Genomic DNA, 24,707 nt, shown 5'->3' with positions numbered 1-24,707 from the left:
TGAGATAATGATACAAACATAGGATGATTGGTCAACGGCGTCGATGCTGCGCAGGGCAGGAGGAGATATTGATCTACGGACTTGCGAACGCATATTCGGGTCCAGCCGAGCGGCCGACGGTTTCCGACAGATCGGGATCGGGATGGCCCGCGGTCAGCGCGGTTCATCGGCGCAGCTTGCATGAGGAGGTCGTAGAGCAACTCGGGCGTGGCATCGTCGGCGGCGTCTTTGCCGAGGGGACCAGCCTGCCGAACGAAGCAGACCTTGCCGGCAACCTTGGCGTCAGCCGCAACGTCCTGCGCGAGGCGGTCAAGGTCCTCGTCGCAAAAGGCATGCTCGACGTCCGGCCGAAGACCGGCACCACTATCAGATCCAAGCAGCATTGGCACATGCTCGACCCCGAGGTGCTGACCTGGGAGGCGTCCGGTGACCTGCACTTGCCCTACGCGTTCAATTTCTGCGAGTTCCGGCTGATCGTCGAGCCGAAGGCATCTTTTCTCGCGGCAAAACGCGCCACCGATCCGGAGATAAAGGCGATCCGTGACGCCTGCGACGCGCTCGAAGCGTGTGTCGGCCATCTCGAACGGATGCCCGACGCCGACATCGAATTTCATCAGAGCATCCAGCGCGCCTCCCACAACGCGCTGCTGCAGCATCTCGGCGTGCTGACCGCCGCAATCATGCGCGTCCAGCTCACCTACACGGCGAGCAAACCTGGCGATTTCGAGCGCGGCCTGCCACTCCACCGCGAACTGACCGAGGCCATCTCGGCGCGGAACGCGCCTCTGGCCGAAACCGTCTCCCGCGCGCTCTGCGAAATGCCTTATCTCGATCTCGCCAGCCGCCTCGACGAAAACGATATCGGCGCAACGCTAGTCAGCGAAACTCAGGAGCATGGACGGTGAGCCGCTATCGCGTCTCGAAGCATGATGTCTCCTGCGTCATCGACAGCCGCGACGCGATCGGCGAAGGCGCATTCTGGTGTCCCGAGGAGCAGGCCGTCTACTGGCTCGACGTGCCGATGCCGTCACGCATCCATCGCTTCGTCCCGGCCACGAAGGAGCACACCGCGTGGCCGATGCCCGAGATGGTCACCGCGATGGCGAAACGGCGCGACGGTACGCTTCTCGTCGCCTCCGAGCACGGGCTGAACGTCTTCGATCCCGGTACCGGCGACTATCGCCATCTTGCGGCGCTCGAGCCCCATCTGCCGAAGAACCGCAGCAACGACGGCGCGCCGGACGCGCGCGGTCGGTTCTGGATCGGCACGATGCAGAACAATCTCGGCCCCGGCGGCGCGGGCATTCCCATCAAGAATAGGGTCGGCAGTCTGTGGCGCGTCGAACCCGGCGGGTCGCCCTTCGCCGCCATGGCGGACCTCGGCATCACGAACGGTGTCGCCTGGAGTCCGGACTGGACGAAGATCTACGTCGCCGATTCCATGCTGAACCGCATCTACGTCTGCGACTTCGACCTCGATGCCGGTACGGTCGGCCCCAGGCGAATCTTCAACGATGCCGGCGACCTCGGCACGCCCGACGGCAACGCCGTCGACGCCGAAGGGTTTTTGTGGAGCGCGCGCTGGGATGGGCATTGCGTGGCGCGGATTGCGCCCGACGGCGTCGTCGATCGCATCGTGCCGATCCCTGCCTCGCTCGTCACATCCTGCGCGTTTGGCGGCCCCGATCTCGATACGCTCTATGTCACCACGGCGCGGCTTGGCATCGACGATGAAACCGCGCGGCGCTACCCGCAGCAAGGCGGGCTGTTCGCGCTCAAGCCCGGCGTGCACGGTATGACGCGGCCCTTCTATGCCGGGTGACGCACCGACAGGATTTTGCGGGGTCCCTCACGACATGATCTCCATGGCGCGGTTGGCGATGCCGGCGTCTGCGGCTATAGGCTGGCTTGTGAGCGGGGTCGCGGATTTCATATGAGGACCTACACGCACGATACCCCGGCCGCCATCGGAACGGAGCTTGCCGAGCGGATCGCCGCCGGCATCCGTGCCGCCAACGAGGCCGGCCACGCCTATGTGCTCGGCTGCCCCGGCGGGCGCAGCCCAATGCCGGTCTACGAGGCGCTGGCTGCGCGGCTCGCCGCCCGACCAGTCGACTGCTCGCGGCTGATCATCGCCATGATGGATGAATACCTGATCGTTACGCCCGACGGCGCGCTGTTGCCGCCGCCGGTTTCCGCGCACTACTCCTGCCGCGGTTTCGGCGAGCGCGAGATCGTTGGCCACATCAACGCCGGCCTTCCCGACGCATTCCGGGTTCGCCCCGGGAACTTCTGGATGCCAGATCCGTCTGAGCCCGGCGACTACGACCGGCGTCTTGCCGCGGCAGGTGGCGTAGACCTCTTCCTGCTCGCTTCCGGCGCCGGCGACGGTCATATCGCCTTCAACCCGCCCGGCTCACCGCGCGACAGCCGCAGCAGGGTGGTCGACCTTGCCGAACAGACCCGGCGCGACAACCTGGCCACCTTTCCCGACTTCAAGTCCCTCGACGAGGTGCCAAAGCACGGGATTACGATCGGCATCGCTTCCATCGCCGAATTGTCGAAGGCGGCAGCCATGATCGTCTGGGGCGCCGGCAAGCGCACCGCATATTCGCGTATCTCGGAAGCCACGGCTTACGATCCCGCGTGGCCGGCGACCATCGTCGTCGAATGCCGCGACGCCGAGCTCCATGCCGACCGGGAGGCCGCCGATGGATGACCTATCGCCGGGCGACAGCTACGCGGTCGGCGTCGATGTCGGCGGCACCAAGACAAAAGCCTGCCTGGTGCGGATGGCCGATGGCGCTGTGCTGATCGAAAATACGCGGGCCACGCCTTGCGCCGACGGCGGCGGCGCCGTGCTCGATCTGGTCGTCGCCATGGCGGCCGAGACGCAGCGCGAGGCGGGCGAACTGGTGCGCGGCGCTCCCTGCCCCGTTGGGGTTTGCTTGCCCGAACTCGTCACCAACCAAGGCGAGCCCGGCTCCGCCTGGAATTTCGAGTGGCGCGGCCTGGACTACCGCACGCCGCTGTCGGCTTTCGGACCCGTCTATATCGAAAGCGACGTTCGCGCCGCGGCCTTCGCCGAAGGCTGGATCGGCGCCGGCCGAGACGCCGGCATCTTCGTCTATGTCACGCTGTCGACCGGCATGTCGCATACGCTGGTCATCGACGGAAAACCTTACGGCGGCGCGCGCGGCTTCGCCATCCATTTCGCCGGTGCCGAACTCGTGGCATGGACCGGCCCGAACAAGGACATCGAGGTGCGCCAGCACATCGAGGTCTTCGCCAGCGGCAAGGGCATGGGCGAACGCTACGGCGCGTTGATCGGAAAGCCTGGCGCCACGGCGCGCGATCTCTTCGAGGCCGCGAAATCGGCCACCGGCGCCAACAGGCTGCTGGAAAATTCGCTGTTGTCGATCGCCTCCTATCTCGGTCAGCTGATCAACATCCTCGATCCCGCGATCATGGTGATTGGCGGCGGCGTCGGCGGCAATCCTGATATCAACCGGCGGCTTGGCGAGCTGACGCGCCCCTTCATCTTCGCCGACCTGGCGCGCGACCTGCCGATCGTGCCGGCGGCGCTTGGCGACAATGCCTGCGCCATCGGCGTCGCCGCTCTGTCCTGGCGAGCTGGGACAGCCGTGTCGCAATGAAACGACGAGCTTCTGGAGAGAAAAATGGCCTATAAGCCTTCGCCCCGCCCGGTTTTCGACAAGCCGTCGCACATTCCCTATGCGAGCGTGACCCGTCACCTCTGGGGCGAGGAGGATGCCGGCCTCGTCGACGACTGGATCTACGCCTCGACCGACAAGATCCATCAGCTTGTTTTCGGCCTCCAGCCCGGCGGCTTCTTCAAGCACACCGACGCCTTCCGCACAATCTTCGGCGCCGACGAGTTGCTCTATGTTCTTTCCGGCACCTTCGGACTCGCCAACCCTGAGACCGGCGAGATGCAGGTAGCCAAGGCTGGCGAAGCCTTGTTTTTCCGCAAGGACACCTGGCACCACGGTTTCAACCTCGGCGACGAGCCGGTGCGCGTGCTCGAATATTTCGCGCCGCCGCCGTCGCAGGGCACGTCCGGCCCCTACGCCCGCACCAAGGAGCTGATCAGCGAAAACCGCTATCTGCAGGACAAGTGGATGGGCCGCTTTCCAATGGAAGCGGCCGCGGAGCGCGCCGGCCGCACCATCCATCCGATGCGCGACGGCGATCTTCTCTGGAGCCTCGACCGCGAGACGCAAGGCGCCTACACCGGCTTCTACTCAGCCACCAAACACCTGACGGTCGGCCGCACGTCGATTCTCACCGGCAAGCGCACTGGCATGGAAACGCATGCCGGCGACGAATCCATCTACGTGCTGTCCGGGGCGCTGAACATCCACGTGCCCGACGCAGAGGGCCAGGTTTGGTTCGAGCTCAACCCGCGCGACGGCTTCTACATTCCGGGCGGCTACCGCCACCAGTATTACAATATGGGCCAGGGCAATGCGGAGTTCGTCTTCGGCGTCGCGCCGGGCGAGATGGGATCGTTCGGCACCGCACCCGTCCGCTCCGTCCCCTGAGCTTCAGGCTCTCAGCGTTTCAAGGGTGCGCATGATGCCGCGCAGTTCGGCCAGCCCCTTCAGGCGGCCAATGCAGGAATAGCCGGGGTTCACTTTTTTGCCGATGTCGTCGACGATGGCATGGCCGTGGTCGGGGCGCATCGGGATTTCCCAATCCGCCCTGCCGTCGGCCTTGCGCCGCCGCTCCTCGGCAAGCAGCGCGTCGACCACCGCGACCATGTCGGTGTCGCCTTCGAGATGTTCGGCCTCGTGGAATGAGCCATCCGGCTCCTTCGTCACGTTGCGCAGATGGGCGAAATGGATGTCGGAGGCAAAACGTTTCGCCATGTCAGGCAGATCGTTTTGGCGGCCGGCGCCGTAGGAGCCCGTGCAGAGCGTCAGCCCGTTCGACGGCGAGGGAACGGCAGTAATCAGCGCCGCCGCATCGCCGGCGCTCGACACCACGCGCGGCAGGCCGAAGATCGGGAAAGGCGGATCGTCGGGGTGGATCGCCATCCGTACCCCTTCCTCCTCCGCGACCGGCACGATCTCGCGCAGGAAGGCGAACAGATTTTGCCGGAAATCCTCGACCGTGATCTCCCGGTAGACGTCGAGCGCACGGCAGAAGCTCTCGCGGTCGAAGATGAACTCCCGCGCCGGCACCCAGCCAATCAGGTTCGTCTCAAGCCTGGCGAGATCGCTCTCGCTCATCGCCGCGAGCCGCGCTTTCGCCGCCTCGATGCGATCGGCGGGATGGTCGGCCTCGGCCCCGGCGCGCTTCAGAACCAGCAAATCGTAGGCGCAGAAATCGACGATGTCGAAGCGCAGCGCCGTCCCGCCATGCCACATCGGATAGTCGAGGTCGGTGCGCGTCCAGTCGGTGATCGCCATGAAATTGTAGCAGATCGTCGTGATACCGGCCTGCGACAGGGCGCGGATAGACGCCTTGTAATTGTCGATGAGTTCGCGGAAACGCCCGCTGCGCGTCTTCACTTCCTCATGCACGATGACGCTCTCGACCACGGACCATGTGAGGCCGGCGCACTCGACCTCTGCCTTGCGCTTCGCGATCTCGTCGGCCGGCCAGGCGCGTCCGTCATTGAGGTGATGGAGCGCCGTCACCACACCGGTCGCGCCGGCCTGGCGGATATGCGGGAGGAGGACGGGATCGCTTGGCCCGAACCAGCGCCAGGTTTGTTTCACGCCGATTTTCCTGTCGGAGAGAGCGCGGCAAGGGCGGCTGCGACACCCTCCTTGCGCAAGGTGTCCAGATGGGCGGATACGAGCTTTTCCAAAGCTGCACGGTGTGCGGTGTCCCGCGCAAAGCCTGCAAGCTCGAAGGCGGCGCTGACGGTGCTTGCTGCCGGGTTCCCGGCTTCGGCGATCTTCGCCATCGGCGCATCCAGCGGATCGGTGAAATGACCCGTGGGAAGCTTTGTGCCGCGCAGTTCGGCCGCGCGGATCCATGCGGCGACGGTTAGCATCAGATGATCCGCGCCGGCTCCGGCTGCAAGGCGGTCGAGTGCTGTGCCGATAATGCGCTGCGGCAGCTTCTGGCTGCCGTCATTGGCGATCTGGGCGGTGCGATGCGCGAGCGCAGTGTTGTCGAAGCGCTCGGTCAGGGCGGCGACGTAGCTTTTAGGATCAAGGCCGGCCCCGGCTGGCAAAGCCGTGCCTGCCTCGGACCAGAGCGCATTCACGAAGCGGCGTATTGCGGGGTCGCCGAAGGATTTCGCCACGGTGTCGTGACCGGCGAGCAGCCCGAGATAGGCAATGGAGGAATGCGCGCCGTTGAGCAGCCGCAGCTTCATCTCCTCGAAAGGACTGACGTCGCGCACCACCTGGACACCGAATCTCTCCCAGTCCGGCCGGCCGGCGGAGAATTTGTCCTCGATCACCCACTGCGAGAAGGGTTCGGTCATGACAGGCCATGCGTCCTCGACGCCAAGCGCTTCCAAGACGCGGGCGCGGTCCGCATCGGTCGTCGCCGGCACGATGCGGTCGACCATGCTAGACGGGCAGGACACGCCTTCAACGTGCTTCGCCAATCCGGCGTCGCGAAGCGTGGCGAACTGTCTGAGCAGCCGGTGCAGCGTCGCCCCGTTGGAGGGGAGATTGTCGCATGAGAGAATGGTGAAGGGTTTTGTTCCGGCCGCCAGCCGACGCGCCAGCGCCTCGACGAGGAAACCGTGCGCCGTCCGCGGTTTGGCCGGATCCGCCAGATCGGCGACGATGCCCGGATGGCTGGCGTCGAGGTCTCCCGCCGCATCACGCAGATAGGCCTTTTCGGTAATCGTCAGCGTGACGACGCGGATGCGTGGATCGGTCAGCGCGTCGAGCAGCTTGGCGGGACCATGCGGCGCGACAAGTATTTCGCCGATCGAACCGACGACCCGCAGCCTTTCGCCGTCGCTGCCGCGCACGGCGAGCGTGTAGAGGCCGCCCTGCGGCCCGAGCGCCTGCGCGGTCGATGCGCTCTGCAGCGACGCACCGACGATCCCCCAGTCCTTCTCACCGGCCGCGAGGCAGTCATCGACATAGGCGGCCTGATGCGCGCGATGGAACGCGCCGACGCCGAGATGCACGATGCCCGGCGTGATGGTGGCGCGGTCATAGCCGGGCGTCGCCACCGAAGAAGGCAGCGCGGCCAAGGTCCTGTCTGACAGGCGTTGGGACATCTCGTGCACGCTACAGGAAATCGGCGCGGTGCGGCGCAAACGTGTCGACCAGCCGGCCGGCCTCCAGCGCCTTGACGCCATGCACCAGACCCGACGGCACGATGAACGCGCCCCCGGCTTCGACGATCTCGGTCCTGCCGTCGATCGTCACCTCGAACCGGCCTTCCGCGACATAGCTCGACTGGACATGCGGATGGGAATGCAGCGCGCCTATGCCGCCCTTCTCGAAGCCGAACTCGACCATCATCAGCTCATCCGTGTGGAGAATGACGCGCCGGCGGTTGCCGTCCGGCGTCGGCGTCCATTCCTTCGTGTCGGGCTGGGCAAAAAGCGTCGTGTCGGCCATGGCTTTCTCCTAGCGCGCCAGCCAGCCGCCGTCGACCGGCAACGCCGCGCCATGCATGTAGGCCGAAGCCGGCGCGAGCAGGAAGACCGCTGCATCGCCTATGTCCTCGGGCTTGCCCCAGCGGCCCGCCGGTATGCGGCCGAGGATCGCCGCGCTGCGGTCGGGATCGTTGCGCAGCGCCTCGGTATTGTTGCTCACGACATAGCCCGGCACGATAGCGTTCACGTTGATACCCTTCGCCGCCCATTCGCAGGCGAGCGCGCGCGTGATGCCCAGCACGCCGTGTTTCGACGCCGTGTAGGAAGCGACGCGGATGCCGCCCTGGAAGGACAGTACCGACGCGATGTTGACGATCCGCCCCCCGCGGCCCGCGCCGAGCGCTTTTCGGGCGAAGGCCTGGCACAGAAAGAACAGCGACTTCAGATTGACGTCCACAACGTCGTCCCAGTCGGTTTCCGAAAGATCGACCGCGTCGGCGCGGCGGATGACGCCGGCATTGTTGACCAGCCCGTCGATCGGACCGGTCGACTCCCACACCCGGCCAAGCATCGCGGCGGCGGCCTTATGGTCGCCGAGGTCGCACGCAACAGGCGCGAATGTTCCGCCTTCGGCCTTCACCAGTGCCTCGGTCTCGTCCATCGACGAACGGCCGACGCCTATCACCGCGCCACCCGCCTTGGCGATGGCAACGCATATCCCTTGGCCGATACCGGTGTTGGCCCCGGTCACGACGATGCGCTTGCCGGCCAGGCTGAAAGCGGAAAAATCGGTCACCGCAGCGTCTCCAGCGGCACCGGATCGATGTCGGTGTAGTCGACATTGTCGCCGGCCATCGCCCAGATAAAGGCATAGTTCGAGGTGCCTGCGCCGGAATGGATGGACCAGGGCGGCGAAAGCGCCGCCTCCTCGTTCTTCACGATGATGTGCCGGGTTTCGTCCGGCTCGCCGAGGAAGTGGAACACGCGCGCCGTCTCCGGCAGGTCGAAATAGAGATAAACCTCCATGCGCCGGTCATGCACATGGCAAGGCATGGTGTTCCACACCGATCCCTCGGCAAGCTGCGTCATGCCGACGACGATCTGGCAGGTCTTGACGCCGTCGGCATGGATGAACTGGAAGATCGAGCGCTCGTTCGAGGTTTTCTGGCTGCCGAGGTCGAGCCGCTTGGCGTCGCCGACGCGGATGACCTTCGTAGGATGCGTCTGATGCGCCGGCGCGCTGAGAAGATAGAATTTCGCCGGCGAAGAAGCGTCGGCGGACGAGAAACGAACCGTCGCCGTGCCCATGCCGACATAGATCATGTCGCGAGGGCCGAGTTCGTGCTGTTCGCCACCGGCCTGCACGGTTCCTTTGTCGCCGATGTTGACTGCGATCAGTTCGCGGCGGTCGAGGAAATTTTTCGTTCCCGTAGGTTTGATCGCCGGGAGCTCCAGCGCCTCGCCGGCAGGCATGGCCCCGCCGACGATCATGCGGTCGTAATGAGTGTAGGTCAGATTGATCCGCCCCGCCTGGAACAGGTCGCCGATGTGGAAGTGGCTGCGCAACTCGTCGGTCGCCATCGCGGCGGCTGCTTGCGGGTCGATCGCGTAGCGGGATGTGTAGTCGACATGCGTCATGTGCTGGTTCCGGGTTGCTGGCGGGTCAGGCGAGACGGGCTTTGGCCATGCTCGCCAGATATTCGGCCTGCTGGCCGCGCAGGCGGCGACGGTAGCGCTCCTGGCTGGCGGAAAGATGCTGGCGCATCGCATCGCGCGCGGCGGCCGGGTCGCTGGCCGAGATCGCATTGAGAATGACGAGATGCTCGCGCTGCAATCCCTCCTGGTAATCGCGCGTCAGCACGCTCTCGGTTCCCCACGGCGAGGTGATGTCGCACGGGATGGTGCGCGCGCCGAGCGCGTCGAGCACCTCGACGTAGAACGGATTGTTGGTCGCCACGGCGATTGCGCGGTGGAAGGCAAAATCGGTCTTGCCGGTCGCCTGATCGAGCGCCAGCAGCCGCTCGAACTCGAAGAAGGCTTCCTGGATCTCGGCCTCCTGCGCGCTGTTGCGCCTCAGCGCGGCCAGTCCCGCGCTTTCGATCTCGATCCCCATGCGCACTTCGAGCACGTTGATCGCCTGGCTGATCTTGTTGCCGGCGTCGAGGCTGATCGATCCGAAAGCGAACGTGGGATGGTCGCGCACGAACACGCCGGCGCCCTGGCGCGACTCGACCAGGCCGTCGGCGGCAAGCGTGGCCATCGCCTCGCGGATCACGGTGCGGCTGACGCCGAAGGTCTCGGTCAACTGGTTCTCGGTCGGCAGTTTCTGGCCGGGCGAGATCACGCCCGACATGACCTGGCTGCGCAGCGCCGCCACCACGCGCTCGGAGAGCTTGGGTTTGCGTTCGACGCGGATGTCGGAGGCTAGGTCGGCCATATCAGTTCCTATTTGAATGCGCCCGGCAGCCAGAGCGACAGCGCCGGGATGTAGGTCACGAGGCCGAGCACGACCAGCCCGGCCCCATAGAACGGCCAGATCGAGCGCATCGATTCCCAGACGCTGATCTTGCCGACCGCGCAAGCGACGAACTGCACCGCTCCCACCGGCGGCGTGTTCAGCCCGATGCCGAAATTCAGGATCATGATGACGCCGAAATGCACCGGGTCGATGCCATAGGCGATCGCCACCGGCAGGAAGATCGGCGTGCAGATGATGATCGTCGGACCCATGTCCATGAAAGTGCCCAACACCAGCATCAACACGTTGATGAGCAGCAGGATGATGATCGGGTTCTCGGAGATCGTGTTCATCCAGGCGACCAGCGCAGCCGGCACGCGCAGGAACGCCATCAGCCAGGAGAAGGCCCCCGCCATGCCGATGATCAGGAGCACCATCGCCGTGGTGCGCACCGCGCCGAAGGTGGCGTGCTTGAAGTCGTTCCATGTCATCTGGCGGTATACGAACATCGTCACGGCCAGTGCGTAAAGCACGGCGATGCAGGAGCTTTCCGTTGCCGTGAAGACGCCCGAGCGCACGCCGCCGAAGATGATGGCGATGAGCAGCAGGCCGGGAAGCGAGATGACGAAGAAGCGCCCGACCGCCTGGAAGCCCGGGAAAGCCTCGGTCGGATACCCCCTGGACCGCGCCACGAAATAGGCGGTCACCATCAGCGCCGCGGCATAGAGCAGGCCGGGGATGATGCCGGCGGTGAAAAGGTCGGCGATCGAGATCTTTCCGCCGGCCGAGATCGAATAGATGATCATGTTGTGCGACGGCGGTAGAAGCAGCGCGATGAGTGCCGCCATCGACGTCACGTTGACGGCGTAATCCGCGCCGTAGCCGCGCGCTTTCATCTGCGGGATCATCAGCCCGCCGACGGCTGCAGCTTCCGCTACGGCCGAGCCCGAAATGCCGCCGAACAGCGTCGCGGTGACGATGTTCACTTGGCCGAGGCCGCCCCTGATATGGCCGACCAGCGACGCCGCGAAGGCGACGATCTTCTGCGCGATGCCGCCGCGCACCATCAGGTCGCCGGCATAGATGAAGAACGGGATGGCGAGCAGTGAGAAGACGCTCATGCCGGAGTTCAGCCGCTGGAACACCACAAGCGGCGGCAGGCCCAAGTAGAGCACTGTCGCAAAGCTCGATACGCCGAGGCAAAACGCGATCGGCGTGCCGATCAGCATCAGCAGGGTGAAGACGCCGAAGAGGATAAGGATTTCCATCGCGTCAGGCCTTCAAATTGGCTGTGTCGAGCTCGGCCGCGACTTCAGCCGGCGGCAGGTCGTCCAGAATGTCGTCGATCGGCTCGCCTGAAAGACGCAGCACGATGCGCTCCAGCGAGAACAGGCAGACCAGCGCGCCGCCGGCGACCAGCGGTACGTAATCCCAGCCGCCGGAAATGCCGAGAGCGGGCAGCGTCGTCCCCCAGGTCAGCGCGACCAGCTGCGACCCGTACCAGACCATGCCGTTGCCGAAGGCGAAGGCGACGAGGTCGGAGATCATGCGCAGCCACTTCTTGCCGCTCTTCGGCAGGACGTAGAGCAGCACGTCGAAACCGAGATGGTAGTTCTCGCGCACGCCGACGGCGGCGCCGAGGAAGATGAACCAGCTCATCAGCATGACGGCGCCCGGCTCGGTCCAGCTCGGCGAGTCATTGAGCACATAGCGGCAGAACACCTGCCAGGCGACCATCGCCGTCATTGCGACGAGCCCGATGCCGGCGAGCCAGAGCGACAGCGTGCTCACCCCGCCCAGAAATCCACCCAGTCTTCGAAGCGCAGCCGACATCCTCTCGCCTCCCGTGGATCGAGGGCGGGCAGGAAATCCCGCCCGCCCGCTTCGTTACTTTACCGCCTGGACGTCGGCGACCATCTTCTTGAGCACGTCATCCGTGATGTGCTTGTCGTAGACCGGCTTCATCGCGTCGATGAAACCCTGCTTCTCCGGCGTGGTGATCTGCGCGCCGGCTTCTTCCACCTTCTTGCGCGACTCACCCACCTTGGCGGCCCACAACTCGCGCTGCTTGGCGACGCTGTCGGTCGCAGCCTGCTTGAAGATCGCCTGATCCTCCGGCGTCAGCTTGTCCCATGCCGCCTTGTTCATCACGAACACCTCCGGAAGGATGGTGTGCTCGTCGAGCGAGTAGTTCTTCGCCACCTCGAAATGCTTGGCGGTGTCGTAGCTCGGGAAGTTGTTCTCGGCGCCGTCGATGACGCCGGTCTCGATCGCCGAATAGACCTCGCCGTAGGGCATCGGCGTGGCGTTGGCCCCGAGAGCCGCCACCATGTCGACGAAGATGTCGGACTGGATGACGCGGAACTTCAGGCCAGCCATATCGGCGACCGAATTGATCGGCTTCTGCTTGTTGTAGAAGGAGCGCGCGCCCGCGTCATAGAACGCAAGCACTACCAGGCCAGCCGGCTCGAACGCCGCCTTGATCTGGTCGCCTATGGCGCCGTCCATCACCTTGTGCATGTGGTCTTCCGACCGGAAGATGTAGGGCAGCGCCGGAACGACGGTTTCCTTCACAGTGCCGTTGAACGGCGCCATCGAGATGCGGTTGAGCTCGATCACGCCCGAGCGCACCTGCTCGATCGTGTCCTTCTCCTCGCCAAGCTGCGCCGAGTGATAGACCTCGACCGCGTAGCGGCCGCCTGTGCGCTCCTTCACCAACTCGCCGAAATATTTGACGCCCTCGACGGTCGGATAGCCGTCCGGATGGGTGTCCGACGATTTCAGCACCGTCTGTGCAAGCGCAGTTACCGTCATCAGCGCGGCAGCAAGCAGCGTCGCCCCTGCCAGTTTCGAAAGATGCATCATGGTTTTCCTCCCGTTCGATGCCAGACTTCGATCAAAGCCGGTACGCCTTCTTCGCCAGCGTATAGGCCAGTTCCTGCGCAAGCTCGTGCGCCTCCTCTTCGCTCAGGCGATGCTCGGAGACGAGGCGGGCAAGAAATGCGCAATCGACCCGGCGCGCCACGTCGTGGCGGGCCGGTATGGATGGAAATGCTCTGGTGTCGTCGTTGAAGCCGACGGTGTTGTAGAAGCCGGCCGTCTCCGTCGTCATCTCGCGGAAACGGCGCATGCCCTCCGGGCTGTCGTGGAACCACCAGGCTGGACCGAGCTTCAGCGCAGGATAGACGCCGGCGAGCGGCGCGAGTTCGCGCGCATAGCTCGTCTCGTCGAGGGTGAAGACGATGATCGAGAGACCGGGCTCGATGCCGACCGCGTCGAGCAGGGGCTTGAGCGCGGAGACGTAGTCGGTGCGCGTCGGTATGTCGAAACCCTTGTCACGCCCGAACTTTTGCATCATCGCCGGCGAATGGTTGCGCCATGAACCCGGATGGATCTGCAGCACCAGTCCGTCGTCCAGGCTCATCCTGGCCATCTCGGTCAGCATCTGCGCGCGGAATAGACGGCGGTCGGCGGCATCGGGCGAACCGCGCCGGATGCGCTCGAAAAGCGCCACCGCCTCGCTGCCGGAAAGATTGGCCGTCTCGGCGGTTGGATGGCCGTGATCGCTCGATGTCGCGCCGAATTCCTTGAAATGGGCGCGCCGCTTGCGATGGGCCTCGAGATAGCCCGCCCATGTGCCGGTGTCGTTGCCGGTGATGTCGCCGAGCCTGTCGAGACTCGCGGCAAAACCCTCGAAATCGGGATCAACGACTGAGTCTGGCCGGTAGGCGGTGACGACGCGTCCGTCCCAGCCGCTGTCGCGGATCATGCGATGCCATTTCAGATCGTCGAGCGCGCCCTCCGTGGTGGCGATGACCTCGATGTTGAAGCGCTTGAACAGCGCGCGCGGCCGGTATGCGTCGGTCTGGAGCAGCGCCGCGATCGTGTCGTAGTGCGCATCGGCAGTTTTGGCGGTCAGCGGCTCGTCGATGCCGAACAGGTCGGACAGAACGTAGTCGAACCAGAGCCGCGTTGGCGTGCCGCGGACGAGAAAATAGTTCTCGGCGAAGCGTCGCCAGATCGTCCTGCCGTCGGTCTCCACCGGCGATCCGTCGAGTCTGGGCACGCCGAGATCCTCGAGCCGCACGCCCTGGCTGAACAGCATGCGGAAGATGTAGTGGTCGGGCACGATCAGCAGTTGCGCCGGGTCGGGAAACGGCTCGTCGAGCGCGTACCAGCGTGGATCGGTGTGGCCATGCGGGCTTATGATGGGCAAGCTTTTGACCCCCGCATAGAGGTCGCGGGCAAGCGAACGCACGCTTGGCTCGGCCGGAAACAGCAGATCGTCCGCGATCAGCGCGCCCATCGTTACAGCCTGTCTCCTCCCCGATCCGGCGCCAAACGTACGGGCGCGACCGGGATTGTCAACATACAAAATCTGTAAAGTTGTATGATGACTTTTCAACGCCTATCGTGCGATGAGGAAAGTGTTCGTGGGGGAGAAAATGCCGGCATGAAGAAGACTCGAATCGGCATCGTCGGACTCGGCATGGCGTCCGCGCCTCATGCAAAAAGCCTTCAGGATCTTAAGGAACACGTCGAAGTCGTGGCCGCCTTCAGTCCGAGCGTCGAGCGCCGCCAGGCTTTCGCGGATACCTACGGCTTCCCCGTCTGCGAGAATGCGGATGCCGTTTTCGGCGATTCCTCGATTGACGCCGTGCTGCTTCTGACGCCGCCCAACACCCATCTCGATTTCGTCCGCCGCGCGGCGGACGCGGGCAAGCACGTCCTTCTGGAGAAGCCGCTCGAAACCAGCCTCGAACGCGCCGAGGAGCTCGTCGCAGTCGCCGAAACAGCCGGCATAAAACTCGGCGTCGTGCTGCAGCACCGCTTCCGCCCGGTCAGCGTCGCGTTCTCCGGCCTGATCCGCGAAGGCCGCCTCGGCGACATCGTCAGCGCCTCGGTGCGGCTCTACAACTGGCGGCCGCAAAGCTATTACGACCAGCCCGGTCGCGGCACCAGGGCGCGCGACGGTGGCGGCGTGCTGCTCACCCAGGCGATCCATACGCTCGACCTGATGATTTCCTTAGCCGGCTTGCCCGAAGAAGTGACCGGCTATGCAGCCACCAGTCCGGTTCACAGGATGGAGACCGAAGATCTTGCTTTCGCCGCGACGAAATTCGCCAATGGCGGCATCGGCTCCATCAGCGCCACCACCACCGCCTACCCCGGTATTCCCGACGCGGTCGAGATCATCGGCACCAAGGGCATGGCCCGCATCGAAGGCGCGCAGCTCATCGCTCAATTCCATGACGGCACCGAGGAACTCGTCGATGACGGCGCGTTGGGCGGCGGCGCGGGTGCCGACCCGATGGCCTTCCCGCACCAGCACCACCGCGCCGTCATCGAGGATTTCCTCGAGGCCATCCGGGATGACCGCGATCCTGCCGTCACCGGCCGCGGGGCGCTGAAGGTTCACAGGCTGATCGCGGCGATCCTGCGCTCGTCCGAGACGGGCGAACGGGTGAAAGTCTGAGCCGTCTCATCCTGGAATGACGCCAGGCAGCCTCGTGAAAAGGCCTTTGCATTGCAGCGCGCGACGGCCATATGAGATCGGGTAAGCGGGAGTCTCGTTATGCTGGCGACGGACAAAGTCAAGAAAGTCCACATCATGGAGGTCGGTCCGCGCGACGGCTTCCAGTCCGAGAAGCAGTTCGTCCCGACCGGGACCAAGATCAAGGTGATCAACGCCCTGTCGCGTACCGGCCTGCCGGAGATCCAGGTCACCTCCTTCGTCCACCCCAAGGCGATTCCGCAATTCGTCGATGCCGAGGACGTGGTTGCCGGCATCGATATTGTTCCAGGCGTCAGCTACCGCGCGCTTGTTCCCAATTTGCGCGGCCTGGAGCGCGTCCGCCCCCTTCGCGACCGCATCGATACCGTGTCCTTCATGCTGTCGGTGACGGAATCGCATAACCGCGCCAACGGGAACCACTCGATCGACGAGACCCTTGAGGAGATCGCAGCCATGCAGCGCCTCGCCCGCAGCGAGGGATTTCGTACGGTGGGCAGCATGATCTGCGCGCTCGGCTGCCCGTTCGAGGGGCAGGTGCCGATCCAGACGCTGGACCGCATCGCCGGCCGCTACGTCGAACTCGGCATCGACGCCATCTCGATCGCGGACACGATCGGCGTCGCCAATCCACGCCTCGTCTACGACGTCGCTTCAAATCTGGTCGGGCGCTATCCGGAAGTCACTTTCAACATGCATCTGCACAACACCCGCGACATGGCGCTGGCCAACACGCTGGCCGCGCTGGAGGCCGGCATAAGCCGCTTCGACGGCGGCGTCGCCGGCATGGGCGGCTGCCCCTATGCGCCGGGCGCCACCGGCAACATCGCGACGGAAGACATGATCAACATGCTGCACGGCATGGGCATCGAAACCGGCATCGACCTCGAGAGGCTGCTTGACGTCGCCAGGATGCACCAGGAGTTCATCCCGCACGCGCTCGACAGCGCGCTGCTGCGCGCCGGCCGCGGAAACATTCTCCTGCCGCCGCCGGAGCGTCAGCAGAAGATCGCTTCATAGCGAATATCCTCAGGCCGGCTGAAAATTCAGCGCCACGCCGTTGATGCAATAGCGCAAGAAGGTCGGCGGCGGCCCGTCCTCGAACACATGCCCGAGATGGCTGCCGCAACGCGCGCAATGCACCTCGGTGCGCACCATGCCATAGGCGCGGTCCGTCGTTGTCTCGACCGCACCTGGAATCGGGTCGTTGAAGCTCGGCCAGCCGGTGCCGCTCTCGAACTTCAGCTTGGATTCGAAGAGCGGCTGGTCACAGCCGGCGCAAGTGAAGGCGCCGGCGCGCTTCTCATGGAGCAGCGCGCAGCTTCCCGGGCGCTCGGTGCCGTGGTTGCGCATCACCTGATATTGTTCCGGCGTAAGCTTTTCGCGCCACTCGGCGTCGGTGTGGCTAACGGGATAGGTCTTCGCGTCCATCGCGGGCTCCTCGAACCTCGGCAAAGTATCGCCCTGAATATAGGGGCTCGGACACGCATCTCAAAGAAGGTGACAGGGAGTCGTGCCAGTCAGGCCGCGCTGCGTGTCTCTGAGATCACGCCGACGATGTCGTCGACCACACGCTTGACCAGGCCCGGGTCGTCGCCCTCGGCCATGACGCGGATCAGCGGTTCGGTGCCGGATGGGCGGATGACCAGCCGTCCGGATTGGCCGAGCCGGTTGCGGGCCTCCTCGATCGCAGCCTTCACCGGCGCCTCTTCGAGCGGCTTGCCGCCGGAGAAACGGACGTTTTTCAGGAGTTGCGGCACAGGCTCGAACTTTCTGGCGACCTCGCTCACCGGCTTGCCCTGCCGCTTCACGCAGGCGAGCACCTGCAGCGCCGACACCAGCCCGTCGCCCGTGGTCGAGAAATCCGAAAGCACGATGTGCCCCGATTGCTCGCCGCCGACATTGAGCCCATGCGCGCGCATATGCTCGACGACGTAGCGGTCGCCGACCTTGGTGCGGTGGAGTTCGAGCCCGATGCCGGACAGGAAGCGTTCCAGCCCGAGGTTGGACATGACCGTAGCCACGACGCCGCCGCCAGCAAGCCGCCCGGACTGATGCCAGGACTCGGCGACCAGCGCCATGATCTGGTCGCCGTCGATGATCTCGCCATTCTCGTCGACGATGACAACCCGGTCGGCGTCGCCGTCGAGCGCGATGCCGATATCGGCCCGCACCTCATGCACCTTCGCCGACAGGCCGGCCGGATGCGTCGAGCCGCATTCCTGATTGATGTTGAAACCGTTGGGTTCGACGTTGATCGAAAACACTTCCGCGCCGAGTTCCCAAAGCGCCTCCGGCGCCACCTTGTACGCCGCGCCGTTGGCGCAATCGACGACGACCCTCAGGCCCGACAGCGACATCGACTTGGGCAACGTGCGCTTGGCGAATTCGATATAGCGGTCGTGCACGCCGTCCACGCGCTTCGCCCGCCCCAGCCCGTCGGAATCGGCCAGCGCCATCTCGACGCCCGGCTCAAGCATCGCCTCGATACTCGCCTCGATCTCGTCGGAGAGCTTGTAGCCGTCGGGCCCGAACAGCTTTATGCCATTGTCGAAATAGGGGTTGTGCGAGGCCGAGATCATCACGCCGATATCGGCGCGCAGCGACCGGGCGAGCATGGCGACCGCCGGTGTCGGTATCGGCCCGAGCAGGAACACGTCCATGCCGGCCGCGGTAAGCCCCGCCACCATGGCGTTCTCGATCATGTAGCCTGAAAGCCGCGTGTCCTTGCCCAGCACCACGCGGTGGCGGTGGTTGCCGCGCTGGAAGGACAGGCCGGCCGCCATGCCGACCTTCATCGCCACTTCCGCGGTCATTGGAAATGTATTGGCTTTGCCACGGATCCCGTCCGTGCCGAAATATTTGCCGGCCATCTAAGTTCGTCCCCGAAAAGCTTGGCGCTTCCGGCGCCTTTGGCGCGGTTTCTGCCACAGAAAGCAACGCGCCACGCATCACATTTGGTGAGTCTATGTTACGAACCCTTCGAAATCATTGTCGATTTGTGGGGTTGGTAAAGATGACCGGTGACCTGGACTAAGCAGCAAGGAAGCACCGCCGTCAGGCCGGGCCTTGACGCAACGCGGAACGCGCTCTCTACAGGACAGGACAAAAGTTTCTCCGGGAGAAAACCATGCTGTCGAGCGTCCCGCTGCTGGTCGTGTCCTTCATCCTCTACAATCTTGGGCTGGCCGGCCTGTTGGGCGACGGGCCCAACGGCGATCCCTGGCAGACCGAGCTTTTCTCCTTCCGCATGATGTCGGGCGGCGTCTTCTCGATGACAACAGGCATATTGATGATCGTCATCGCGCTGGTGCTGTTCTTCGTCGAGATCGTCAAGTCGACGCGCACGTCCAACGCCTCGGTGATCGACCACCTTCTGTCGACCTTCGTCTTCGTCGCCTTCCTGGTCGAGTTCCTGCTGGTGCGCGGCGCCGCGCACCCTGTGTTCTTCGTCCTCATGGTGATTTCGCTGATCGACGTGCTCGCCGGCTTCTCGGTGTCGCTGCGCTCCGCCGGCCGCGACATCAGCGTAAACTGAGCGCGCTATCGGCAGTTTCCTGCTGCCCTCAATGGCAAGCCGAACCTGCGCAGCTTATGAGAGATTACGTCCAAACACGCCCAAGCCGTCACAAACTGATAGTGGCGGAAGTCCATATCGCGCCTAAGTAGCTCGGGCTGAGATCTAAAAAATTGGCGGTTCTCTACCAGGTAGGCAAAATTCTCTGCAACAAGACCCTCTTTTGGGGTCTCCTCCTCGGTGCTGATGTAGAATTCGTCAATGACACGAATGGCGATAACTTCGTCAAACTGAACCCGCCATAGGCGCTCATCGTTTGTCGGGTCAATGAAGTCTGCAACGATGCCCTCGTGTCTCCACCTCAGCTCCAGAAGGTCGCTGGTGCTGCAGGCCAGAGCAAAACCTGAATCGATAGGGATATACCTCACCATCGCAACGCCGATCTTCAGGGGAATGCATGAACTCTCGCTGCCGGTCTGAATTACCCCTCAGCGGTGAAGCCGGCAGCTTCTATGCCCGCAATGGCGACTGCCTCGTCATTGTCGGACGTATCGCCCGACACGCCGACGGCGCCGAGGATCGCGCCCGACTTCGCCCTGATGAGCACGCCGCCCGGCACGGGCACGATCTTGCCGCCGGATACGCCCGACAGGCCCTGGACGAAATGCGGCCTGTCGACCGCCGTCTTGCTCAGCGCCCGCGAGCCCGAACCGACAGCAAGCCCGCCATAGGCCTTGCCCGACGCGATTTCGGTGCGCAGCATCGACGCCCCGTCCTGCCGCTGCAGCGCCACAGGGTGCCCGCCCGCGTCGAGCACCACGATGCCGAGCGGCTTCAGCTTCAGCTCGGCCGCCTTGGAGAAAGCCGCCGCGATAATGGCGTTGGCCTTGGCCAGCGAGAGTTCGGTCATGAGCGGTGCTCCTCGGCTACAGGCCGATCCAGCCGTCAGGCTGTGTCGACACTTCTAGAGGACTTCGCCGAAATCTCGAACTTCGGCTCTAGCATGGAGATAACGTCCAGACAGGTCCATCCCGTGACAAACCGATAATGACGTGCCTTTGGGAGAGTGGTTGGAAGCATGTCTGATTGAGATCTATAAAACCTGCTTCCTTCCACCAAGTAGGCGAAATTCTGCGGAACAAGCCCTTCCTTGTCGAGGGGATGCTCCTCGGTACTCAGGTAAAACTCGTCAAGAACACGAATAAAATCGACATCGTCGAACACGACGCGCCACAGGCGATCATCGTTTTCGGGATCGATGAAATCCGCGACAATACCATTGTTGCGCCAATGCAGTTCCAACAGGTCGCTGCCGCTGCAAGCCAACGCAAAGCCTGATTCAATGGCGGTATACTTCACCACTGCTGCGCCAATTCTCTGAGGAGAGTACCGAGGCTCGCGACTCTAGCCCATCGAGTCGATCTTGCGCTGCATCGCGGCGATCTGCTGCTTCAGCTCCGAAAGCTCCTCGGACTTCTCGCTGTCCTTCCGGCTGGGTTCGGCGGGCGCCGCCTGACCGCCGCCGGGCGGAAACGGCGTGAACAGGCGCATGGCGTTCTGGAACAGCTCGATGTTGCGGCGCGTCTGCTCCTCGATCGCCTTGATCGGCGTGGCGATCTTCATCATGTCCATCGGCGACTTGCCGATCGCCGACTTCATCTGCTCGCGAAAGCGCTCCTGCTCCTTGGCGAAAGCGATCATCGACTGTTCGAGGAAGCTCGGCACCACCATCTGCATCTGGTCGCCGTAGAAGGAGATGAGCTGGCGCAGGAACGGAATCGGCAGCATGTTCTGCCCTTCCTTGTTCTCCAGCTCGAAGATGATCTGCGTCAGAACCGGATGGGTGATGTCGTCGCCGGTCTTGGCATCCTGCACGGTGAACTCTTCGCCCTTCTTGACCATCTCGGCCAAGTCCTCGAGCGTTACGTAAGTGCTGGTGCCCGTATTGTAGAGGCGGCGGTTGGCGTATTTCTTGATTACAACCGGTTCGTCCTTGGCGGGCATCGACATCCTCCCAGAAGACCGGCAGCCCCCATCGGCCCCGGCAACGATTGCGCCTTGCAGGCAGGATATGCCCAAAAGCGCCGCAATTCCAAGCGGTTTGTGCAGTGCGGAATAAATGCCATGCTGCAGCGCCGGCAAATTATGCTGCGCAGCATAAATCGGCGTGGCGCTTCTCCGTGAGAGGATTACTGATTTCCGGTTTGACTTGGATCATGGAAATGCGGAAGAAAGCTCCTAAATCCGGCCTTCAGCCGCACCCACCTGGAGAATGCCATGTCCGCTTCCATCGTCGTAGCCGCCGCCGCCCGCACCCCGGTCGGCTCCTTCAACGGAGCTTTTGCCAACACGCCCGCGCATGAACTTGGCGCCATTGCGGTCAAGGAAGCGCTTGTCCGTGCCGGCGTTGACCCCAAGGAAGTCGACGAGGTCATCCTCGGCCAGATCCTCACCGCCGCTCAAGGGCAGAACCCGGCCCGTCAGGCCGCCATGGGCGCCGGCATCCCGCAGGAAGCGACTGCCTGGGGCCTCAACCAGCTCTGCGGTTCCGGCCTGCGCGCCATCGCCATCGGCATGCAGCAGATCAGCTCCGGCGATGCCAGGATCATAATCGCGGGCGGCCAGGAATCGATGTCCATGGCTCCGCACGCGCAATATCTGCGCGGCGGCACCAAGATGGGCGACCTGAAGCTGATCGACACCATGATCAAGGACGGGCTGACCGACGCCTTCCACGGCTACCACATGGGCAACACCGCCGAGAACGTCGCACGTCAGTGGCAGCTTACCCGCGACGATCAGGACCGTTTCGCCGTCGCCTCGCAGAACAAGGCAGAGGCGGCGCAGAAGGCCGGCAAGTTCAAGGACGAGATCGTCCCAGTCACGATCAAGGGCCGCAAGGGCGATACGGTCGTCGACCAGGACGAATATATCCGCGCCGGCACCACGATCGAAGCCATCTCCAAGCTGAAGCCCGCCTTCGACAAGGAGGGCACGGTGACCGCTGCCAACGCATCCGGCATCAATGACGGCGCCGCCGCCGTTGTGCTGATGACCGAGGCCGAGGCCTCGCGGCGCGGCGTCACCCCGCTGGTGCGAATCGTGTCCTGGGCGACTGCCGGCGTCGACCCGGCGATCATGGGCACGGGACCTATTCCCGCGTCGCGCAAGGCGCTCGAAAAGGCCGGCTGGTCGGTCGGCGACCTCGATCTCGTCGAGGCCAACGAGGCTTTCGCCGCACAAGCGTGCGCGGTCAACAAGGACATGGGCTGGAACCCCGAGATCGTGAACGTCAACGGCGGCGCCATCGCCATCGGCCATCCGGTCGGCGCATCCGGCGCGCGCATCTTCAACACGCTGGTCTACGAGATGAAGCGCCGCGGCGCCAGGAAGGGCCTCGCCACGCTCTGCATCGGCGGCGGCATGGGCGTCGCCATGTGCGTCGAGGCGATGAACTGAACGAGGCAGTCGGGAATAGGCAGTAGGCAGTAGGGAAAAGACCCAACCCGGGTAGGCGGTAGTCGTCTTCTCCAACTGCCTATTGCCCACTGCCCAAAAATTCCAGGGAGGGAACATTCATGGCTAAAGTCGCACTCGTCACCGGAGGCTCGCGGGGCATAGGCGCGGCGATATCCGTCGCGTTGAAGAAAGCCGGCTACACCGTCGCCGCCAACTATGCCGGCAACGACGAGGCGGCGCACAAGTTCACGGCGGAGACCGGCATCAAGACCTACAAATGGTCGGTCGCCGATTATGATGCCTGCGCTGCCGGCATCAAACAGGTCGAGGCCGATCTCGGGCCGGTCGACATTCTGGTCAACAATGCCGGCATCACCCGCGACGCCATGTTCCACAAGATGACGCCGCAGCAATGGCGGGAAGTCATCGACACCAACCTCTCCGGCGTCTTCAATATGACGCACCCCGTCTGGAGCGGCATGCGCGACCGCAAGTTCGGCCGCGTCATCACCATATCCTCGATCAATGGCCAGAAGGGCCAGGCGGGCCAGGCGAACTATTCCGCCTCCAAGGCCGGCGACATCGGCCTGACCAAGGCTCTCGCGCAGGAGGGAGCCCGCGCGGGCATCACCGTCAACGTCATCTGCCCGGGCTACATCGCCACCGAGATGGTCAAGGCGATCGACGAGAAGGTGCTCAACGAGCGCATCATCCCTCAGATCCCAGTCGGCCGGCTCGGCGAGCCCGAGGAAATCGCGCGCTGCGTGGTGTTCCTGGCGTCCGACGACGCCGGCTTCATCACCGGCTCGACGATATCAGCCAACGGCGGCCAGTATTTCGCCTGAGCGCGCGCCCTGAAACCTCTGCCTGAAACGGCGCCCGTTAGGCGCCGTTTCGTTTCTTGCCGCTGCTGTCAGTCTTTCTCCAGCAGCGTCTTGTGGACGAAGCCGGCGAGTGCCGCGCCGACGATCGGGGCGACCCAGAACAGCCAGAGCTGCTGCAGCGCGACTCCCCCGACGAACAGCGCCGGGCCGGTCGAACGCGCCGGATTGACCGACGTATTGGTTACCGGAATGGAGATCAGGTGGATCAGCGTCAGCGCGAGTCCGATTGCGATCGGCGCAAAACCCACCGGCACGCGGCCATGGGTGGAGCCCAGGATGATGATCAGGAACATGAAGGTCAGCACGACCTCGATGACCAACGCGGAGGCAAGTCCGTACTTGCCGGGCGAGGCGTCGACATATCCGTTCGTGGCGAAGCCGCCGATGCCGGCGAAATCGGCCTTGCCGCTCACCACGACATAGAGCACCGCCGAGGCCACGACAGCTCCGATCACCTGCGCCACGACATAGGGGATCAGATCCTTGGCGTCGAAGCGGCCGCCAATCGCCAACCCGACCGATACGGCTGGATTGAAATGCCCGCCCGAGATTCCGCCGACCGCGTAGGCCATCGTCAGCACGGTCAGGCCGAAGGCTATTGCGACGCCAACGAAGCCGATGCCTAGTTCGGGAAACGCCGCAGCCAGTACGGCGCTGCCGCAGCCCCCGAACACCAGCCAGAACGTGCCGAGAAATTCCGCAAGAAGCTTTTTAGACATGATCCCTCCTGATGCCCCGCGCGAAGTGAACACCCTTCGCCCGTGCTGACAACCGACCTTCCCCACGGCAGGCGGCCGCGAGCGGACAACTCACAGCTATTTTGCAGACGCGGCATTTCTGCCGGCTGTGTCATGCCGGGACGAAGTGGTTAACGCCGACCTCGCGCCTATGGGAAGGCGTCGGCGCGCGGGCGGCGGCGATAGCCCGGGAGACCCGAGCGGGCACAAGATGTTGTGGCGAACAGAACGGGAAATCTTCCCCGAAAGCGATTCGTCGCCGATTCGTTCCGCCTTTGGGCCTATCGTTAACGCCACGGGGTCCAAGCCCGGATTGGCAGCTTCATATCCGGGCAGCAAAACTTAAGGATTTCATAAGTTTGGCTCGACTCCGAGCCTTTGCGCATCGACCGCTGCGCAATCGTTAACGCGGTCGTACAATTCCGGACGGAGTCGACTTCGGAGTCATTTTGGCGATTCAGCATGTGGTGAGGGAGTAACGGAGTCCGACTACATCTTGCGGCGAACAAAACCTGAATCAGGGCGAGTCACTGATTCGTCGCTGATTCGTTCCAGACTCGTTCCAAGACTTAATTCGCGACCGTTTCGGGCGTA

At 64.0% G+C, this 24,707-nt stretch carries 27 protein-coding genes; 10 read left to right on the top strand and 17 right to left on the bottom strand.

The genetic code is table 11. The annotated features are described in order from the left end of the window. The first annotated feature begins 68 nt into the window (after positions 1-68). From ABLE71_RS09315 to ABLE71_RS09295, 5 genes are all read left to right on the top strand, one after another. A complete protein-coding gene (locus ABLE71_RS09315) occupies positions 69-905 on the top strand; it encodes a FadR/GntR family transcriptional regulator (RefSeq protein ID WP_348783057.1) in 837 nt (278 codons plus the stop codon). Further along, complete coding sequence (locus ABLE71_RS09310) at positions 902-1,822, top strand: SMP-30/gluconolactonase/LRE family protein (RefSeq protein WP_348783056.1); 921 nt, start codon at positions 902-904, stop codon at positions 1,820-1,822. The genes ABLE71_RS09315 and ABLE71_RS09310 overlap by 4 nt, the downstream gene beginning before the upstream one ends. 111 nt (positions 1,823-1,933) lie before the next feature. Further along, positions 1,934-2,719, top strand: coding sequence for a hypothetical protein (locus ABLE71_RS09305; RefSeq protein ID WP_348783055.1), 786 nt, complete (start codon positions 1,934-1,936; stop codon positions 2,717-2,719). After that, positions 2,712-3,656, top strand: coding sequence for an ROK family protein (locus ABLE71_RS09300; RefSeq protein WP_348783054.1), 945 nt, complete (start codon positions 2,712-2,714; stop codon positions 3,654-3,656). The genes ABLE71_RS09305 and ABLE71_RS09300 overlap by 8 nt, the downstream gene beginning before the upstream one ends. A gap of 24 nt (positions 3,657-3,680) precedes the next feature. Further along, positions 3,681-4,565, top strand: a complete 885-nt coding sequence (locus tag ABLE71_RS09295; protein ID WP_348783053.1) for a cupin domain-containing protein — start codon at positions 3,681-3,683, stop codon at positions 4,563-4,565. Between the two features lie 3 nt (positions 4,566-4,568). On the opposite strand, the gene uxuA is transcribed toward ABLE71_RS09295, so the two are convergent. The 10 genes from uxuA to uxaC are packed head-to-tail and all read right to left on the bottom strand — an operon-like array spanning position 4,569 to position 14,310. Then, positions 4,569-5,747, bottom strand: a complete 1,179-nt coding sequence (uxuA, locus tag ABLE71_RS09290; RefSeq protein WP_348783052.1) for a mannonate dehydratase — start codon at positions 5,745-5,747, stop codon at positions 4,569-4,571. Further along, positions 5,744-7,222 (bottom strand): mannitol dehydrogenase family protein, encoded by a 1,479-nt coding sequence (locus ABLE71_RS09285; RefSeq protein WP_348783051.1) that lies wholly within the window; start codon positions 7,220-7,222, stop codon positions 5,744-5,746. The genes uxuA and ABLE71_RS09285 overlap by 4 nt, the downstream gene beginning before the upstream one ends. Positions 7,223-7,232: 10 nt before the next feature. Then, positions 7,233-7,568, bottom strand: a complete 336-nt coding sequence (locus tag ABLE71_RS09280) for a cupin domain-containing protein (protein ID WP_348783050.1) — start codon at positions 7,566-7,568, stop codon at positions 7,233-7,235. 9 nt (positions 7,569-7,577) lie between these two features. Further along, on the bottom strand, positions 7,578-8,342 hold the full coding sequence (gene kduD, locus ABLE71_RS09275; protein WP_348783049.1) for a 2-dehydro-3-deoxy-D-gluconate 5-dehydrogenase KduD: 765 nt from the start codon (positions 8,340-8,342) through the stop codon (positions 7,578-7,580). Further along, positions 8,339-9,184: a 5-dehydro-4-deoxy-D-glucuronate isomerase gene (gene kduI / locus ABLE71_RS09270; RefSeq protein ID WP_348783048.1), complete on the bottom strand. Its 846-nt coding sequence runs from the start codon at positions 9,182-9,184 to the stop codon at positions 8,339-8,341. Before kduI ends, kduD begins: the two co-directional genes overlap by 4 nt. Positions 9,185-9,209: 25 nt before the next feature. Continuing rightward, positions 9,210-9,983, bottom strand: a complete 774-nt coding sequence (locus ABLE71_RS09265) for a FadR/GntR family transcriptional regulator (RefSeq protein WP_348783047.1) — start codon at positions 9,981-9,983, stop codon at positions 9,210-9,212. 8 nt (positions 9,984-9,991) lie between these two features. After that, positions 9,992-11,272, bottom strand: a complete 1,281-nt coding sequence (locus ABLE71_RS09260) for a TRAP transporter large permease (RefSeq protein WP_348783046.1) — start codon at positions 11,270-11,272, stop codon at positions 9,992-9,994. A gap of 4 nt (positions 11,273-11,276) precedes the next feature. Further along, positions 11,277-11,837 carry a TRAP transporter small permease gene (locus ABLE71_RS09255; protein ID WP_348783045.1) on the bottom strand — a complete coding sequence of 187 codons (561 nt, stop codon included), beginning with the start codon at positions 11,835-11,837 and terminating at the stop codon, positions 11,277-11,279. 54 nt (positions 11,838-11,891) lie between these two features. Continuing rightward, positions 11,892-12,869 carry a TRAP transporter substrate-binding protein gene (locus ABLE71_RS09250; RefSeq protein ID WP_348783044.1) on the bottom strand — a complete coding sequence of 326 codons (978 nt, stop codon included), beginning with the start codon at positions 12,867-12,869 and terminating at the stop codon, positions 11,892-11,894. Between the two features lie 31 nt (positions 12,870-12,900). After that, on the bottom strand, positions 12,901-14,310 hold the full coding sequence (gene uxaC / locus ABLE71_RS09245; RefSeq protein ID WP_348783043.1) for a glucuronate isomerase: 1,410 nt from the start codon (positions 14,308-14,310) through the stop codon (positions 12,901-12,903). A gap of 147 nt (positions 14,311-14,457) precedes the next feature. Between uxaC and ABLE71_RS09240 the strand changes: the two genes are divergently transcribed. Together ABLE71_RS09240 and ABLE71_RS09235 are read left to right on the top strand one after the other, a co-directional pair. Further along, positions 14,458-15,480, top strand: coding sequence for a Gfo/Idh/MocA family oxidoreductase (locus tag ABLE71_RS09240; protein ID WP_348783042.1), 1,023 nt, complete (start codon positions 14,458-14,460; stop codon positions 15,478-15,480). Positions 15,481-15,579: 99 nt separating this feature from the next. Beyond that, positions 15,580-16,536 carry a hydroxymethylglutaryl-CoA lyase gene (locus ABLE71_RS09235; RefSeq protein ID WP_348783041.1) on the top strand — a complete coding sequence of 319 codons (957 nt, stop codon included), beginning with the start codon at positions 15,580-15,582 and terminating at the stop codon, positions 16,534-16,536. 9 nt (positions 16,537-16,545) lie between these two features. Here the strand turns inward: ABLE71_RS09235 and msrB are convergent, their stop codons facing one another. Further along, on the bottom strand, positions 16,546-16,947 hold the full coding sequence (gene msrB / locus ABLE71_RS09230) for a peptide-methionine (R)-S-oxide reductase MsrB (protein ID WP_348783040.1): 402 nt from the start codon (positions 16,945-16,947) through the stop codon (positions 16,546-16,548). An 89-nt stretch (positions 16,948-17,036) separates the two neighbouring features. Further along, positions 17,037-18,389, bottom strand: coding sequence for a phosphoglucosamine mutase (gene glmM / locus ABLE71_RS09225; protein ID WP_348783039.1), 1,353 nt, complete (start codon positions 18,387-18,389; stop codon positions 17,037-17,039). 257 nt (positions 18,390-18,646) lie between these two features. Between glmM and ABLE71_RS09220 the strand changes: the two genes are divergently transcribed. Then, complete coding sequence (locus ABLE71_RS09220) at positions 18,647-19,054, top strand: hypothetical protein (protein WP_348783038.1); 408 nt, start codon at positions 18,647-18,649, stop codon at positions 19,052-19,054. Positions 19,055-19,059: 5 nt separating this feature from the next. Here ABLE71_RS09220 and ABLE71_RS09215 read toward each other — a convergent pair whose 3' ends face one another. The 4 genes from ABLE71_RS09215 to phaR are packed head-to-tail and all read right to left on the bottom strand — an operon-like array spanning position 19,060 to position 21,037. Continuing rightward, on the bottom strand, positions 19,060-19,464 hold the full coding sequence (locus ABLE71_RS09215) for a hypothetical protein (protein ID WP_348783037.1): 405 nt from the start codon (positions 19,462-19,464) through the stop codon (positions 19,060-19,062). A gap of 50 nt (positions 19,465-19,514) precedes the next feature. Next, positions 19,515-19,943 carry a heme-binding protein gene (locus ABLE71_RS09210; protein WP_348783036.1) on the bottom strand — a complete coding sequence of 143 codons (429 nt, stop codon included), beginning with the start codon at positions 19,941-19,943 and terminating at the stop codon, positions 19,515-19,517. A 35-nt stretch (positions 19,944-19,978) separates the two neighbouring features. Continuing rightward, positions 19,979-20,392 carry a hypothetical protein gene (locus ABLE71_RS09205; protein WP_348783035.1) on the bottom strand — a complete coding sequence of 138 codons (414 nt, stop codon included), beginning with the start codon at positions 20,390-20,392 and terminating at the stop codon, positions 19,979-19,981. A gap of 45 nt (positions 20,393-20,437) precedes the next feature. Beyond that, a complete protein-coding gene (phaR, locus tag ABLE71_RS09200; protein ID WP_348783034.1) occupies positions 20,438-21,037 on the bottom strand; it encodes a polyhydroxyalkanoate synthesis repressor PhaR in 600 nt (199 codons plus the stop codon). A 273-nt stretch (positions 21,038-21,310) separates the two neighbouring features. Between phaR and ABLE71_RS09195 the strand changes: the two genes are divergently transcribed. Together ABLE71_RS09195 and ABLE71_RS09190 are read left to right on the top strand one after the other, a co-directional pair. Next, positions 21,311-22,492 carry an acetyl-CoA C-acetyltransferase gene (locus tag ABLE71_RS09195; RefSeq protein WP_348783033.1) on the top strand — a complete coding sequence of 394 codons (1,182 nt, stop codon included), beginning with the start codon at positions 21,311-21,313 and terminating at the stop codon, positions 22,490-22,492. Between the two features lie 119 nt (positions 22,493-22,611). Next, positions 22,612-23,337, top strand: coding sequence for a beta-ketoacyl-ACP reductase (locus tag ABLE71_RS09190; RefSeq protein ID WP_348783032.1), 726 nt, complete (start codon positions 22,612-22,614; stop codon positions 23,335-23,337). 68 nt (positions 23,338-23,405) lie between these two features. Here ABLE71_RS09190 and aqpZ read toward each other — a convergent pair whose 3' ends face one another. Continuing rightward, entirely contained in the window at positions 23,406-24,095 is a 690-nt protein-coding gene (gene aqpZ / locus ABLE71_RS09185; protein ID WP_348783031.1) for an aquaporin Z, read from the bottom strand. Positions 24,096-24,707 lie beyond the last annotated feature (612 nt).

Source organism: Mesorhizobium sp. KR9-304 (assembly GCF_040049215.1).
Taxonomy (GTDB): Bacteria; Pseudomonadota; Alphaproteobacteria; order Rhizobiales; family Rhizobiaceae; genus Mesorhizobium_K.
This window is presented reverse-complemented; position numbering and strand designations above follow the sequence as displayed.